Genomic DNA, 16,026 nt, shown 5'->3' with positions numbered 1-16,026 from the left:
AACTCGCCCGACTGGACGAGTTTTCTTTTTTTAATTTCGTATCAGGTAATCAAACGCTCCAAGCGAGGCCGTTGCACCAGATCCCATAGAAATGATGATTTGATTATATGCGCTATCTGCACAATCTCCGGCAGCAAAAAGTCCGCTGACGCTTGTTGAACCTCGCTTATCAACAACGATCTCACCCATGCGAGTACGTTCAACGGAATCATCTAACCATTCTGTGTTTGGCACAAGTCCAATTTGAACAAAGACACCCTGCAGCGCAACATGATGTTCTTGATCGGTTGCGCGGTCTTTATATGAAATTCCGTTTACGTTTGTGTCGCCTGTAATTTCGGTGGTTTGTGCATTTGTAATCACCGTTACGTTAGGAAGGCTGTGTAAGCGATCCTGTAGAACACTATCTGCTTTAAGCTCTGGAGCAAACTCAAGCACCGTCACGTGGTTGACGATTCCAGCCAAATCAATTGCTGCTTCAATGCCAGAGTTACCGCCACCGATAACAGCTACATCTTTTCCTTCAAATAGCGGACCATCACAGTGTGGGCAATAAGCGACCCCTTTATTTTTAAATTCTTCCTCACCAGGTACATTCACGTTTCTCCAACGGGCACCTGTTGAAAGAATGACTGTTTTAGCTTTAAGAACAGCATCATTTTCAAGTGTGACCTCGAATAGATCCTTTTTCACTAAACGTTTCGCCTTTTGCAGGTTCATGATGTCAACGTTATACGTCTTCACATGCTCTTCAAGGCTAGCTGCAAGCTTAGGACCTTCAGTGTGCGGAACACTAATGAAGTTTTCAATACTTAAGGTATCAAGCACTTGTCCACCAAAACGTTCTGCCACAACTCCTGTGCGAATTCCTTTACGAGCGGCATAAATGGCAGCACTAGAACCAGCTGGACCGCCGCCAACAACTAGGACATCAAATGGATCCTTAGCTGTTAGCTCATCGGCATCAATGCTAACACCCATTTTTGCAATCATTTCTTCCGTGGACATCCGGCCGCTTCCGAAGGGCTGTCCATTTAAGAAGACGGTAGGGACCGCCATGACTTCCTTGCTTTCAACTTCGTCTTTAAAAGCTGCGCCGTCAATCATTGTGTGAGTGATGTTAGGGTTCAACACACTCATCAAATTTAGAGACTGAACGACGTCAGGGCAGTTATGGCAGGTCAGGCTGATATAGGATTCAAAGTGATATTCACCTTCAATGCCTTTTATTTGATCGATCACTGACTGATCTACTTTTGGAGGTCTACCGCTCACCTGTAGTAACGCCAAGACAAGGGAAGTGAACTCATGACCTAAAGGAACACCGGCGAATGTAACGCCGGTGTCCTCTCCTACACGATTTACACTGAAGCTTGGCGTTCTGGGTAGAGCAGCCTTTTCAATCGTAATCTTAGAAGACATGGCAGAAAGTTCATCCAAGAGAGAGACCATATCCGAGGATACCTTGTCCTCTCCCGCGTTCACTTTAATCACAATGTCATTCTCCAAAAGTTGCATATACTGATTGAGCTGAGACTTTATCTCTGTATCCAGAACCATCTATTCATACACTCCTTAGATTTTACCTACTAGATCAAGACTAGGTGTAAGTGTTTCTGTTCCTTCTTCCCATTTAGCTGGGCAAACTTCACCAGGGTTATTACGTACATATTGAGCAGCCTTGATTTTATTTACTAGAATACTAGCATCACGGCCAATACCGTCTGCATTAATTTCAACTGTTTGAATAACGCCATCTGGATCAATCACAAACGTACCGCGATCTGCTAGACCAGATGTTTCATTTAGAACTTGGAAGTTACGTGAAATAGTTTGTGAAGGGTCACCAATCATTGTGTACGTAATCTTTCCAATTTTCTCTGAGCTATCATGCCATCCTTTGTGCACAAAGTGAGTATCAGTAGAAACAGAATATACTTCAGCACCAAGGGCTTTTAGATCCTCATATTGGTTTTGTAGATCTTCTAGTTCAGTTGGGCAAACGAAGCTAAAGTCAGCTGGGTAGAAACAAACAACACTCCATTGACCTTTAAAGCTTTCATCTGTAACCTCAACAAAATCTCCATTTTTGTATGCTTGCGCAGTGAATGGTAGTACTTCAGAACCGATAAGTGACATAAAAGAAATCCTCCTAATATTTACATCAAGCCGAAACTTAATGATAATTATTCTAATTACATACTCATTATTAAATAATTATTAGTGTTTGTCAACAGAAAGTAATTATATAAAGTTTAGCTTATTTCTACTGTGTTGTAAGTTTTGACTATTTCAATTTTAAATAATATTATCAATTATCTTCTAATGAGTGATAAAAAATTGTGACTTTATTCTCGCTTCATAGAGAAGGATTACCCTTTAGCCTAATCTTCTAAACTCATAGCTAACAGACATGCATTTTGTTTTATAATAGAAGAATAGACATTTATAGGAGGGATCCTGTGCAGGCTACATATATTTGGGAGAATCTTGAACATAAGGGGATGGAATATCTAAAGATTAGCTCTTCATCAGACCGCAGAGTTGTCACAAGTACCGTTATTCATACATTAGAGACTACGAAGATTGAATACGAAATAACTCTCACAAAAAATTGGGAATTTGTTCAGCTAATATTAAAAAACGATCAGCTAGATAAAGAACTCATACTAAATAGAAATAGGAATGGAACATGGAGGGAGGACAATACTGCAGAGTTGGATTATTTGGAGGGGGCGTGTGATATTGATTTATCCTGTACACCGTTCACGAATACCCTACCCATTAATAGATGTGGTTGGAAAAAGAATGAGCCAATACACTTTGAAATGGCCTATATAGATGCAAACGATCTTAGCATAAGAAAAGTGAAACAAACCTACACATTAATTACTCAATATCGTACTGAAAGAGTCTTCCATTACAGTAGTGGCTCATTTCAGGCCGATATCCTGGTTAACAAAGAAGGTATCGTTACAGACTATCCAGATTATTTTGGGCTATTATCACCTTCGACATAATAATGACCCAATTACTCGAGTAATTGGGTCAATTTTATAGAAATTAATTAAGGGGGTAATGAACTGTTCCCCGATCAATAGATGTTTAAACATCTATTATTACTTTATGGGATTTTATTTTTGGAGGGAAATTTCACGGGAAAGAAGAGGCACCCGAATAACCTGAAATGCGCGGAAAAAGGCCATAAACGCGCGAAAAGAGATACGAGATGCGCGGAAATTTTAATAATGCGCGAAAACAGAATCTGAATGCGCGCTTCAGCGCAAATATGCTCGATAAATTTAATAATGCGCGGAAAATGAGGGGAAGCGCGCGTTCCTAACATCTCACACCAAAATCTTGTCTATGCAGGATTTTTTCTTTTTGTATTGAAAGGTGTAGAGACGTAGTCCAAAGAGAGAGGGAATAATCATGACATCTAAAATCCTACTACAGAATAAACAAAGCTGGAATCGAGTGGCACATCATTTTAATGGAGTTGATGCGTTGCCTCATTATGGGCCGTTTGCTCAAAAAGAGGATGAACTAAATTTATTTGAAGATGTTAAAGGGAAAAAGGTATTAGATATTGGCTGTGGTAGTGGGCATTCGTTGCGTTATATGTCCAACAAAGAGGCAGCTGAGTTGTGGGGAGTGGATTTATCAGAAACACAATTAGATGCAGCAAGACAAACATTAAAGAATATGAAAACTCACTTATACTGTGGAGCGATGGAAGAGGATGTGGGGTTGCCAGTATCATATTTTGATGTCGTTTATTCAATTTATGCGATTGGATGGACCACAAATTTATCAGAAACATTCAAGCTCATATCTTCCTACTTGAAGCCAGGTGGTTATTTTATTTTTAGCTGGGATCATCCCTTATATGTTCATTTGAAAAGTAATCAGGGTCAGATCTATCTTGAAGGCTCTTATCAAGATGAGGGCAGTGTCACGTATCAGAGGTTTAAAGGCGAAGATGCCCCTATGACTATTCCAAAAAGAAAGCTCAGTACATATATTAATGAATTAATAAAGGCAGGGTTTACGATAGATACGGTTGTAGAAAGTGATGTTCCATCTGACCTTGAATCTATGGAAGAAGAAATTTCAGACAAGTATTATTCTTTATATAAAGCACGAAAATTTCCAAGTACGATGATCATCAAGGCGAAAAAATAAAGATAAAGGAGGCGGCACTTTGATAGAAGATCTCCAGGCTGTATTTATTGATCGAGATGGAACCCTTGGTGGAGACGGCCATTTTATACATCCAAAAGACTTCGCTCCTTATTCTTTCTCAAGAGGCGCACTAAATAAACTAAAACACCACCACATTAAGATATTGGCCTTAACAAATCAGCACAATATTAGTAAAGGAAAAGCAACGGAAGAAGATTTTAGACATGAGTTTAAAGAATTAGGGTTTGATGACTCGTTCATCTGTCCACATAACCCAGCAGATGCATGCAGCTGTCACAAGCCGGAAACCGGATTACTACTAGAGGCTGCAGAGAAATATCATCTAGATTTAACGAAAACCGTTGTCATCGGGGACGTAGGTTCAACAGATATGTTAGCTGCGCACCGGGTGGGCGCAGTAAAGGTATTAGTATCCACAGGATGGGGTGGGCGGTCCAATAGTGACTACCGCCATACGTGGTCAGAGGTGGAAGCAGATTATTATGCAAGGGATTTGGCGGATGCAGTGGATTGGGTGCTTAAGCAATGGCTATGACTATTATTGATTCCGAAGAGTTAGATCCTCATGTGTCGAAGCTCCTTTCCTATGCAACATCAACGAATAAAATCAAAAGTGAGTATAATCTATATGTACATAATTTCAATCGGTCACTCTATGGTTATGAAAGTGGTGGCATCATAGTCGGGTGTGTAGGAATTGAGGTTATTCATTCTGAAGCATGTGAGATAAAGCATATTGCAGTGGATGAAGCACACCGGGGTAACGGACATGGAAGTGAAATGCTACGTTATGTACGTAGCAAATACAGAAAAATAACGGCTGAAACAGATAAGGACGCCGTTCTTTTTTATAGGAGCAATGGCTTTGTCATTACAAGTCTTGGGGAGAAGTATCCTGGGGTGGAGCGGTTTAGGTGTGAGTGTGGTGTATATTAGGAACCCACTTTAAACAGTGGATTCCTTTGATGAAAAGGTTTCTAACTCTTGCGGTACCTTTTTTAAGATCTTTTCAGTTTGAGACATGATATCTTCAAATGTCTCTTCTAAGAAATCAAATTTCCATTTGTAAAGCGAATTATATTCACCAACCTGACGACGGTTTTGAGTTCTTCGTCCGTGCTTAATGTCTAAATTCATACAAATTAATTCAACCTGGTTCCGCAAAGCTATTAACTCATCGGATAACAGATTAGATTGTTCATCTATTTTAACCTTTAAGACAAATTCCTGATAATTAAACTCCCAATAGAATAACACTGCTTTCCCTTTGAACATTTTATTATTCCAACCAGGGGTCCAGTTCATTACGGGATTATTATTTCCGCTATAAATACTCCATTCGGAAGGAGATATAGACTCTAGTTTTAATTGATGATAGAGGTAATAAAAAGGTGAAAACATCGGTCTGTATCCACGATCTCTCCAATAATTTAAGTCTCGTATACTAGTCATTCCAGACATTTCACCTATTATGTTTTGGGATCGCTTAATTTCTTCCTCGAGGCTTGCTATCCAATCTATAAAAATCGTATCAGTAATGTCAGTGTCACAAAATAAGTCAATAATATGATTAACGTTACTAACGTAGAAATCCTCATTATTAGGTAACTTACAAACTTGTGAAGAACCAAATAACATTAGCATAAAACAAACATTTTCTTTATCTACTTGAACTGTATCCAGAAAGTCAGTGACTGTTCCACTAAGTTGTTTTTCATAGGGGATTGAATCCACTTTCATCTCAATAACAACATATTTCGTTGTACCCATATGTAATCTAATTTCAATTACCAAGTCAATTTTTCGTTTGCGGCCAAATGAGAATTCAGGCTTACAATGAATCGATTCAATATCTTCTTCATTAAATGGGAATGAGTTTTCACAGAACTTAAACATTCTTTTTAGTATTAAAAGCTTAGTTTGATTAGATACAGAAGAATTTTTTGTATCTAATATCCACATTATTATGCCAGTATGTACTCTTTCAAACTGATAACCTATAACGTTAACATAATTATTTCTATCCACGTAATCACCCACTTTTTTACATGTTATCATTATATATAACGGTTACTAATAATATGATCTTTAGAGTATGTACTCGTTAATTATCAATTGTGGAGATTTCGGAGTAATAAGGGTTTGAAAGGAACTTTGGTTATAAGGAGATGATTTTAAGTTGCGTTAGGTTTAGAGTAGATGTGTGGAAGATAGACATTACTTAAAAATAAAAAAGAATAGAGGGAAATGAAATGAGTGACTATATTTTTACTCAATTAAGGTTTATTCGGGCTAATACTCTTAGAGATGTTGTAGACGTTAATGATAAAATGTCTGAGATCATTCCTGTTGGCTCCAACAACAATATTAAGTGGAACCTCGGACATATTTATCTCATCCAAGAGAGATTTGCATTTTATTTTACAAAGGAAAACATGTTGCTACCGGAATTATTTATCGAGTCATTTCGTCCGGGGACAAAACCACACAGCAAAGGTAAAATTGAAGTGGGCTTTTCCGAGATCATTCAGCTGTTAGAAGGTCAGGTGGATCGAGTTGAATCAACGTTCAAAAATCGTTTGAAAGAAAAAACAAACGAATCCTATACCACATCAAAAGGCTTGCATTTATCTACTGTGGAAGAATTTCTAAGCTTTTGCTTATATCATGAAGGAATGCATTATGAAAAGGTAAAGGTTATTAAGAAACTTCTAACGACATAGCTGGTCCATACTTGAAGTAGTCTATTCTATTATCCATAAATGTATCGAAGCACGCCATATCGTTATGCTTTGAAAATAAAAAAACTCTGCGAGTGCAGGGTTTTTTTATGATTTTGGACTTTTTTTACGAGCCACGTGTAAAAGAGCATACTCCATTCTCGAATGCACATACCCCCAGTCCTCTAAATAACGAAATGCACGGAAATTCTTAAGACATGCTCTATTAATTTGAGAATCGCGATTCTTGCCTCTAAATACACGGCAGCTCGTCTTCTGATGGGAAAACGGAGTTCAGTATAAAGAGGACATTTTTTGTCCTATCCCTTAAAAACCCTAGTAAATCAATGAATCTCAAGATTTGTCTGTTTTAAGCCGTGCAACTATGCCAGTAAGCTTAGGCTAATCCAGAAAGGGAGTTGGTTCTATGAAAAAAGATGTATCCATTGGATTTATCGGGACAGGTGTTATGGGGAAAAGCATGGCCCGCAATTTGCTGCATGCTGGATATCCTGTACATGTATTTAGCCGGACGAAATCCAAAGCAGAGGAATTATTAAATGAAGGAGCGACCTGGCATGATGCTCCGGATGAGCTTGTTATGCACTGTGATGTGTTGATATCAATGGTTGGTTATCCAAAAGACGTTGAGCAAATTTATTTAGGTTCTAATGGTATCCTTCAGTCGGCAAAGCCTGAAACGGTCTTTATTGATATGACGACATCGAGTCCTATGTTAGCCAAAGAAATTGAAGCAGAAGCAAAAAAACATGATTGTTATTCGTTGGATGCTCCCGTTTCGGGTGGTGATATAGGAGCACGGGATGGAAAGCTTTCCATTATGGTAGGTGGAGATGCTGACATATTTGAAAGGGTTCAGCCGATGCTCGCAGTTCTTGGTACTAACGTTGTCCATCAGGGTGAATCCGGAGCAGGTCAACATACTAAAATGAGTAATCAAATTGCCATTGCTTCTACTATGATGGGGGCGTGTGAGGCGATCAAATACGCAGAAAGATCAGGCCTTGATCCAAACACTGTATTAAAAAGTATAGAAAGTGGTTCTGCGGGAAGCTGGTCTCTTAGTAATTTAGGTCCACGAATTATTCAGGAGAACTATGAGCCTGGCTTTTATGTAAAGCATTTTATTAAGGATATGGGTATTGCGATACAGTCTGCTGAAGAGATGGGACTGAAATTGTATGGGTTGGAATTGGCAAAGGCGCTATATAGTGATTTAGCAAATAAAGGCGAAGAGAACAGTGGAACTCATGCATTGTTTAAGCTTTACGAGTAAGGCAGAAAAAGCAGACATTCTTTGTCATTCATAGAAAGGAACAAAAGATAGCTGTATGATGCCATTTCTTAATTGATTATGGTGAAGCATATGAGGGGAGGCTTCTATGTTTTGGTGGGAACGAAATAACCTAAGGTTGATCCAAACCAATTTACGAGAGGTGGATGCCGCATTAAATGTGGATCAATTAATCTCTGATTTAAAAGAGTTCTCAGCGAACACGTTAATGATGAACGCCGGAGGAATCTTTGCCTTTTATCCAACAAAACTGAGATATCAATATCAAACGCCTTACTTGAAACAAGATGTACTGAAAGAGGTCATTGATAAAACACATCAAGCTGGAATGAAATTTATCGCCCGATTTGATTTTAGTAAGGCGCATGAGAGTATTTTCAAAGAAAAGCCAGAGTGGTTTTATCGTACGAAGGATGGTCATGAGGTAAATTACAATGGGATTGTTCATACGTGTATTAATGGCTATTATCAGCAGACCTATTCCTTAAAGATGATCGAAGAAGTCATCACAAAGTATAAGGTTGACGGTATTTTCTTCAACATGTTTGGGTACCAAACGAGTGATTACAGTAGCAATGATTACGGGATTTGTCATTGTTTAAGCTGCCAGACAAGGTTTAAGGAAATGTATCAGCTTGAACTCCCGCCATCAAATGATCGATCAAGTGAAAGGTACAAGAAATATAAGGAATTTCAATGGAGAACGACAAAAGAGATGCTGGATCGCATTCATGACTTTGTCAAAAAAATAAATCCTCATATCGCCATCAGCACGTATAACGATCACAAGGTCGACATTGTTCGTAACGAATCAAATACGAAATTAACTCGTCCGCATCCTGTATGGCTCTATTCTTCTTCTGAAAATGTAAAAGCAATAGAAGATACGTGGGAAGACAAACTGATTAGTAACTGTTGCATTAATGCGGTTGACTTACAGTATCGATTTATGGGTGTGTCCAAGGAAGAAGTAAGTATTCGGCTGTATGAGAGTATTGCGAGTGGATCAGGACTAGATTTTTGCATTATAGGCGTATTTGATGGCTATTCAGATCATAGGAACTTTCCTATCGTAAAAGAGATTTTTAGGTTTCACGAAGAGAATGAAGATTATTTTGGTCAACTAGCATCTGTTGAAGAAATTGCTCTTATCAAGCCAACAGGCCCAAGGGTTATGAACAACAAAGAGTATTTTGGCATCTTTAAAATGCTAAAGGAACAACATAAACCATTTGATGTGATCTGCCAGCATGAGCTTAATAGCAATGAAGCAAAGCTAGAGTCATTTCAACTCATTGTTATACCCGACATTAGAGAGTGGGAGGACGATCAGCTCGATGTGCTAAGTAGGATACACAAACAAGGTGTTAGGATAGTAGCGACTGGTCAGACTTTTACGGATACAAATCGTGCAGAAATCCTTCAATCTCTTTTTGATGCAACATTCATTAAGAGTACAACAGAGAATGATGCATCCTACTTACTGTCTCAAGGTAAGCAAGGTATGGAGGAAAGCTGGGTTTACATTGATGGGGCGTTTTCCATGATCAACTTTTCAGAATCAGTTGATCAATGGTTCCCTTTTCTTTCGCCATCGACCTTTGGCCCCCCAGAACGAGCATATAACCACAAGTTAAGTGATTTTCATGGAGTTGGTCTTCATCAATCAGAGTATGGATTAAATGCCTTTATCACTTGGCAACCAGGTACATTGTATTACCAGCATGGCTACGAGGAACACAAACAGCTATTCTTACATGTACTCAATCATATTGAACCTCGTTCCATTCTAAAGACAGATGCAGCTAGTAGTGTCGAGGTGTTTATAAACCGTACAGCGAATGAGAAGTATTTAGTCCAGGTCCTCAATTTATCAGGGTTTAATGGGGTCACATATACGGAACCGATTGCGATGGAACGTATTCAAATACAGTTGAATCTGGATAAAGCTCCAAAAAAAATTACCCAATTGAATCACAAAAAAGAGATTCTCTTTGAAACAGCTTCAGATGATACAATCCTTACATTTCACGTAGAGCAGCTTCACAGATATGCTGCTTATGTCATAGAAACGAACAATCAGTAACAGTCCAATGGAGGTGAAGGTATGGACAAACAAACCTATCAAAAAGATCCGGATTTTTGGAATACTAGATTTCGTCTAATTCAACCTAACCTACGAAAAATTGATGCCATTAATCTTGATATAGAAGAATTGATTAATGAGGTAAAAGAATATGGGGCAAATGCGATCCTGGTCAACGGAGGCGGAATTGTTGCCTGGTATCCAACTACAAACGCCTATCAAAAAGTGAACGAATATATGCATGGAGATTTTTTAGGAGACATTATTGCTGCTGCGCACCGAGCAAATATAAAGGTGTTAGTAAGAATGGATGTAAGTAAAAGCCATCCGTATTTGTTAGAAACACATCCTGACTGGTTCAGAAGAGACTCTGCCGGAGACATCATTAAGCATTGGGAGATGTTAACGACCTGCCCAACTGGCCCATATTGGGAGGAATATAACTTCCGTGTACTAGAAGAGCTGTTAAACAAGTATCCGGCTGATGGAATCTTCTTTAATGCCTTTAATTACTTGCGTTGTAATTGTAAGCGTTGTCAAACTTTCTTTAAAGAACAAACAGGATTTGACTTACCTACGGAAGAAAATTGGCAGAATCCAGCATGGAGAGCTTATGTATCTTATCGATATGAGAGACATGCAGATTATAATCGACGGTTAGCAGAGTTTGTAAATAAAGTCTCGCCAGGAACTGTGTTGACGATTGATACAAATATTACGTCAGATTCCTACAAAGGCATTCGTGAAAGTGGATGGCACACAGTGAACTTCTCTGAGAGTAATGGCTGCATTACAAGTGAAGCCTTTAACTTAGTGGATCGTCCTTTTCCTAAGTGGAGCTATTGGGCTGGGGAAGAAGTGAAAATAGGTAACCACTTGAAACAAACATCTATCATTTTAAGTTACTCAAAATCGATTTTTAGCCGAAGGGCAGCACAGCCAGCCGTACAGTTTGGATATGATTTAATGCAGATTGCAGCAAATGGTGGCGCGCCATTTGTAGCTCTTAGTGGAACCTTCGAGCAGGAGGATAAGCAAGCTCTTCCTATGACTAAAAAGATATACACCTATTTAAAGACATTTGATCAAGAGTACAACGATATGACGCCACTAGCAGATGTTGCGATTATTTATTCTCAAAGAACGGCAGATTATTACGGGAAGGAACATCCTGCAGAGCGTTGGCAAGCCCACTATCGTGGCATGTATGAGATCTTGGCTGAGAGCCATATTCCTTTTACTGTGCTTCATGAAGGGTGTTTGTCTATTGAGAAGCTACAAAACTATTCATGTCTCATCCTTCCGAATATCGCGGCACTTAGTGATGAGGAGGCATCTTTAATCGATAGATATGTTGATTCGGGTGGTCACATCATCTCAACCTATGAAACAGGCCTATACGATCATGAAGGACAACGAAGATCTGAGCAAGCATTAAAGTGTGTTGGCAGAGAGGTAAGAGGATCTGTGAAAAACGCATATACGTATTTGGAGGTTCGGAATCAATCATTCATAGAAGATTATCCAGACACAAGCGTACTCATGTTCACGGGGGATTTTTTAGAAACGGTTGAGAAGAAAGATCATATGAGATTAGTAAGTGAAGACTTATATGGGATTCCAAGCGTACGAAATACAACGCCTGAATTTGCTTATTGGGAGAAAGTATCTGATTCTCCTGGTCTAACAATTCATTCACATGGGGAAGGATCTGTTGCTTATCTTCCTTGGAGCCCCGATAAACTCTACCACCTGATGGGCATTCATGAATACAAGTCACTTATTGCTGGATTAGTCAAGCGTTTCTGCGGAGCCCTATCAATGGAGTCTAATGCTCCTGGAGGGGTTGAATGCCTTCTTGCTAAAAGAAAATCTGGTGGGTATCTTATTCATTTAGTAAATGGAGTGGGCACTCAAGGAAAGCCTTTAACTGAAACAGTGAAAGTAGAAGAGATTCAATTAAAGGTAAAAGGAAGATTTCAATCTGCCAAATCCTTAACAACAGGTGAGCACTATAACATTAAAAAAGATGGCGAATACTCTTCAATGATCGTACGGAGTCTGGGATTATTTGAAGCAATCATCATTGAATAGTGGTGGCTTTATGATTAAACAAGTTAGGAGTGATGAAGTTGGAGCAATCGCTTAAGACAAAGAGAGACCTTGCACCATCCTATAATAGGAATCTATGGAATCGAATTGTTTCACATAAATGGATCTACCTTCTGTTGTTACCTGGATTGCTTTATTTTCTAATCTTCAGGATCGCTCCAATGTGGGGGCTTCTGATTGCATTTAAGGATTACAATGCCTACTTAGGGTTTTGGGCCAGTGAGTGGGTAGGGCTGCAGCACTTTAGAGAGTTATTTGGGAGTACGAATTTTTATATCATGCTTCGGAACACGTTTGTTATCAATATCCTTAGCTTGGTATTCTTCTTTCCGCTGCCAATCGTCCTTTCCATTATGTTGAATGAAGTGCGCCATGATTTGTTTAAGCGTGTCAATCAATCTATTGTCTATCTTCCTCACTTTCTATCATGGGTTGTAGTCGCTAGTTTAACGGCGTTTATGTTATCAACGGATATTGGTGTATTAAATAAGTTAATCCATAGCTTAGGATTTGATCGAATTTCATTTTTATCAAATGCTAACTACTTTTGGGGTATCATCACGGTCCAGAATATTTGGAAAGAGCTCGGTTGGGGAACGATCATTTTCTTGGCTGCGATTGCCGGTGTGGACCCATCCAGATATGAGGCAGCTGTGATTGATGGGGCAAGTCGTTTGCGTCAGATTTGGCATATTACTCTTCCTGCTATCCGACCAACGATTATCATTCTCCTCATTCTTCGCTTAGGCAACATGGCAGATGTAGGGTTTGAACAAATCTTACTTATGATGAATCCACTTGTCATGTCAACTGCAGAAGTGTTTGATACCTATGCCTATACTCACGGGATTTTACAAGGTCAGGTTAGTATTGGGGTAACCGTCGGGATGTTTAAAGGTGTCGTAGGGCTAGTCCTTGTTGTAAGTGCTAATTACATTGTGAAACGAATGGGGCACGAGGGAATTTATTAAAAAAAATCTTGAGTAAGGAGGGATAGGTTTTGAGCTTTGTAACAACAAAAAAGATGACGACAGGTGATTGGATTAACTATGGTTGTCTTATTCTCATCTCAGCGATTAGTATCTTCCCATTCTTATATGTATTTAGCGTTTCTTTTACCGATCCTGAGGTTTATGTTCCACTAGGGTTCTATTTATTTCCTGAGAAGTGGTCGCTTGACGCATATTTTTATATTTTGCAAACGAATAGTTTTATTAATGCACTGAAAAGCACTGTGTACGTGACGTTTGTAGGGACCATCCTTAACGTTGTTGTATCCTTTTCAATGGCGTATGCACTGACAAAAAAGAATATGCCTGGACGCAAATATATTCTTGGCATTGTTATTTTCACGCTTGTATTTAATGCGGGGATCGTTCCTAACTATTTATTGATAAGAGAGTTAAATTTGATTAATAGTTATTGGGCGTTAATTTTAATGGCGTTAACGAATGGATGGAGTATTATCGTCATTAAAAGTTTTATGGACTCACTTCCTCCTGAATTGGAAGAAGCAGCAAAAATTGATGGAGCGAATGATATGGGTGTATTCCTAAGAATTATTATCCCCCTTTCAATGCCAGCGATAGCTGCCTTTACCCTTTTCTTTGCGGTAGCACATTGGAACACCTACTTTAATGCTTTGGTGTATTTGACTGATTCATCGAAATGGACATTACAGGTTTTGGTGAAAACCCTTGTTATTGATTCGGATTCTAATTCAATGAATACAGGTGGGGGTGGAGATGAAAGCGTTGTCCCACAGGAAACAATACGTATGGCATCAATTGTCTTATCGATGCTCCCGATCTTAGTGGTTTACCCATTCTTACAGAAATATTTTGCTAAAGGAGTGATGCTAGGGTCGGTGAAAGGTTGATTAATTGGAGGATGAACGGACATTTTTTGTACAGTAATGAATCAGTCAATTAATGTCTGTCCTGATTCTTTACGTATTCGATTAAACTTATGTTAAGAAAGCTGGCTCTATCAAATGACCATTCAACATCTGGTTCAAAATGATGAAACGGGAGGATATTTTATGGGAGCATTTTTTGGAAAGAAGTTTGTAATGGTAAGCTCGTTGCTAACTGTCTCGGTTTTAGCTGCATGTAATAACAGTTCGTCTGACCCAGTAGATAGTGGCGATTCTAACTCGGACGAACCTCTAAATATTCAAATGTTTGCGGGTCTTTATAATGAGTTACCAGAAATGGACAATGCTTTTTGGTCCGAATGGCAGGAACAGACAAACACAGAGTTAGATATTGAATGGGTCCCATCAGGAGACCTTGACACAAAAATGGATTTAGTACTGGCTTCAGGAGACCTTCCAGAAGTACTCTCTTCACCAAATGTTCGTCCACCACTAGTAAACGCGATAAAAAATGGTGCATTCTGGGAATTGTCTGATTTTCTTGGAGATTATAGCGATTATCCGAATCTTAAAAACAACCTCGCAGAAGATTGGCAGAAATATTTATCTGTAGATGGCGAACTTTACGGGTTACCACGTTCTAGGTCTAGAATGGATATCGGCATAAAAATACGTAAGGACTGGCTTGATGAATTAGATATTCCTGTACCCACTACAATAGATGAATATCAAGATGCGTTAAAGCAAATTGTTGAGGAGGATCCCGCAGATAGTAATACGCTTGGACTCATTGGCCACGGCACAATTGTTGCAGACGGAACAGATGCTTTTGCGGCAGCGTTTGGAGCCATGGATCCTTATTTTACGGATGAAGATGGATTGGTGCCGAAGCAATTGACACCGATGTATACGGATATGGTGGAATGGTTTAGTGAGTTATACGATGAAGGGTTATTAGCCCAAGAATTCTCTGTCATGAAGTTAACTCAAGCTGAAGAGTTATACAAAAGTGGTCGAGCAGCATCCTATGCAAGAAGTGTATGGTGGGATAAAGAATACGAGGATGCGATATCCAGAACTCAGCCAGATCCAGAAATTGTGAATCTTGCTTTAGAAGGTCCAGGCGGAGTAAGTGTTAATTTGGCAACTGGAGTATCGGGAGGTTATTTTATTTCTAAAAAAGTCCCAGAAGAGAAAGTCGTAAAGATTCTAGATTATCTTGAGCATACTGCTTCAGAAGAAATAACCGATTTAGCATATTACGGAATAGAAGGTGTTCATCACGAGGTTGTAGATGGACAGAAGGTTCTAAATGAACAAGGCGTGCATGAAATTAATACGACTAGTAAGGGAGCGGGCGTACTAGCTTATGCCAAATGGGGTAAGGTAGAGAGTGCTTCAGGTAGCAAAGAGTATAACGATAATAAAAAACAACAAGTGGAGCATTTTGATGAGATAGGAACTATTGATCCGATGACGGGCCTTCATTCAGATATATGGCTTACGGAATGGGCTAAGCATGTGAATGAGTGGGAAACGATGGTGACAAGAGTCATCGTAGGGCAGGTTAGTATTGATGAATATAAGGATTATATCGATTCAATCAATGAATCTCCGAGAATGATGGAAGCGTTTGCAGAACTAGGGGATGAATACAGAATATTTAATCAGTAAAGGTGATTTCTGAATCCGAAGCCACTCTGGGCTTCGG

14 protein-coding genes are annotated in these 16,026 nt (G+C 39.1%); 11 read left to right on the top strand and 3 right to left on the bottom strand.

Translation table 11 applies throughout. From position 1 onward, the window contains the following. Window positions 1–30: 30 nt before the first annotated feature. Both ahpF and ahpC read right to left on the bottom strand, forming a co-directional pair. Window positions 31–1,560, bottom strand: coding sequence for an alkyl hydroperoxide reductase subunit F (gene ahpF / locus FN960_RS04405; protein WP_143847300.1), 1,530 nt, complete (start codon window positions 1,558–1,560; stop codon window positions 31–33). Window positions 1,561–1,575: 15 nt separating this feature from the next. Then, on the bottom strand, window positions 1,576–2,139 hold the full coding sequence (gene ahpC / locus FN960_RS04400) for an alkyl hydroperoxide reductase subunit C (protein ID WP_143847298.1): 564 nt from the start codon (window positions 2,137–2,139) through the stop codon (window positions 1,576–1,578). 323 nt (window positions 2,140–2,462) lie between these two features. Here ahpC and FN960_RS04395 point away from each other — a divergent pair, with 323 nt between their 5' ends. From FN960_RS04395 to FN960_RS04380, 4 genes are all read left to right on the top strand, one after another. Beyond that, complete coding sequence (locus FN960_RS04395; protein WP_143847296.1) at window positions 2,463–3,020, top strand: putative glycolipid-binding domain-containing protein; 558 nt, start codon at window positions 2,463–2,465, stop codon at window positions 3,018–3,020. Window positions 3,021–3,432: 412 nt separating this feature from the next. Next, window positions 3,433–4,185 (top strand): class I SAM-dependent methyltransferase, encoded by a 753-nt coding sequence (locus FN960_RS04390; protein WP_143847294.1) that lies wholly within the window; start codon window positions 3,433–3,435, stop codon window positions 4,183–4,185. A gap of 19 nt (window positions 4,186–4,204) precedes the next feature. Then, window positions 4,205–4,741 (top strand): HAD-IIIA family hydrolase, encoded by a 537-nt coding sequence (locus FN960_RS04385; protein WP_143847292.1) that lies wholly within the window; start codon window positions 4,205–4,207, stop codon window positions 4,739–4,741. Continuing rightward, the gene (locus FN960_RS04380; RefSeq protein ID WP_260681918.1) at window positions 4,732–5,142 is read left to right on the top strand and encodes a GNAT family N-acetyltransferase; all 411 of its coding nucleotides are present in this window, start codon (window positions 4,732–4,734) and stop codon (window positions 5,140–5,142) included. Before FN960_RS04385 ends, FN960_RS04380 begins: the two co-directional genes overlap by 10 nt. Window positions 5,143–5,151: 9 nt before the next feature. Here FN960_RS04380 and FN960_RS04375 read toward each other — a convergent pair whose 3' ends face one another. Continuing rightward, on the bottom strand, window positions 5,152–6,234 hold the full coding sequence (locus tag FN960_RS04375) for a hypothetical protein (protein WP_185970914.1): 1,083 nt from the start codon (window positions 6,232–6,234) through the stop codon (window positions 5,152–5,154). A 224-nt stretch (window positions 6,235–6,458) separates the two neighbouring features. Here FN960_RS04375 and FN960_RS04370 point away from each other — a divergent pair, with 224 nt between their 5' ends. From FN960_RS04370 to FN960_RS04340, 7 genes are all read left to right on the top strand, one after another. Further along, window positions 6,459–6,929, top strand: coding sequence for a DinB family protein (locus FN960_RS04370; RefSeq protein ID WP_143847289.1), 471 nt, complete (start codon window positions 6,459–6,461; stop codon window positions 6,927–6,929). Between the two features lie 424 nt (window positions 6,930–7,353). Beyond that, on the top strand, window positions 7,354–8,223 hold the full coding sequence (locus FN960_RS04365; RefSeq protein WP_143847287.1) for an NAD(P)-dependent oxidoreductase: 870 nt from the start codon (window positions 7,354–7,356) through the stop codon (window positions 8,221–8,223). A gap of 106 nt (window positions 8,224–8,329) precedes the next feature. Beyond that, window positions 8,330–10,327, top strand: coding sequence for a family 10 glycosylhydrolase (locus FN960_RS04360; protein ID WP_143847285.1), 1,998 nt, complete (start codon window positions 8,330–8,332; stop codon window positions 10,325–10,327). Between the two features lie 21 nt (window positions 10,328–10,348). After that, window positions 10,349–12,421: an alpha-amylase family protein gene (locus FN960_RS04355; RefSeq protein WP_143847283.1), complete on the top strand. Its 2,073-nt coding sequence runs from the start codon at window positions 10,349–10,351 to the stop codon at window positions 12,419–12,421. Window positions 12,422–12,453: 32 nt separating this feature from the next. Next, window positions 12,454–13,410 (top strand): ABC transporter permease, encoded by a 957-nt coding sequence (locus tag FN960_RS04350; protein WP_143847281.1) that lies wholly within the window; start codon window positions 12,454–12,456, stop codon window positions 13,408–13,410. A 29-nt stretch (window positions 13,411–13,439) separates the two neighbouring features. Beyond that, window positions 13,440–14,318 (top strand): carbohydrate ABC transporter permease, encoded by an 879-nt coding sequence (locus FN960_RS04345; protein ID WP_143847279.1) that lies wholly within the window; start codon window positions 13,440–13,442, stop codon window positions 14,316–14,318. 162 nt (window positions 14,319–14,480) lie between these two features. Continuing rightward, window positions 14,481–15,989 (top strand): extracellular solute-binding protein, encoded by a 1,509-nt coding sequence (locus FN960_RS04340; protein WP_260681917.1) that lies wholly within the window; start codon window positions 14,481–14,483, stop codon window positions 15,987–15,989. Window positions 15,990–16,026 lie beyond the last annotated feature (37 nt).

This window comes from Alkalicoccobacillus porphyridii, from assembly GCF_007293315.1.
Lineage (GTDB): Bacteria > Bacillota > Bacilli > Bacillales > Bacillaceae_D > Alkalicoccobacillus > Alkalicoccobacillus porphyridii.
The sequence above is the reverse complement of the archived record's forward strand: the minus strand, read 5'-3'. Positions and strand labels throughout refer to the sequence as shown.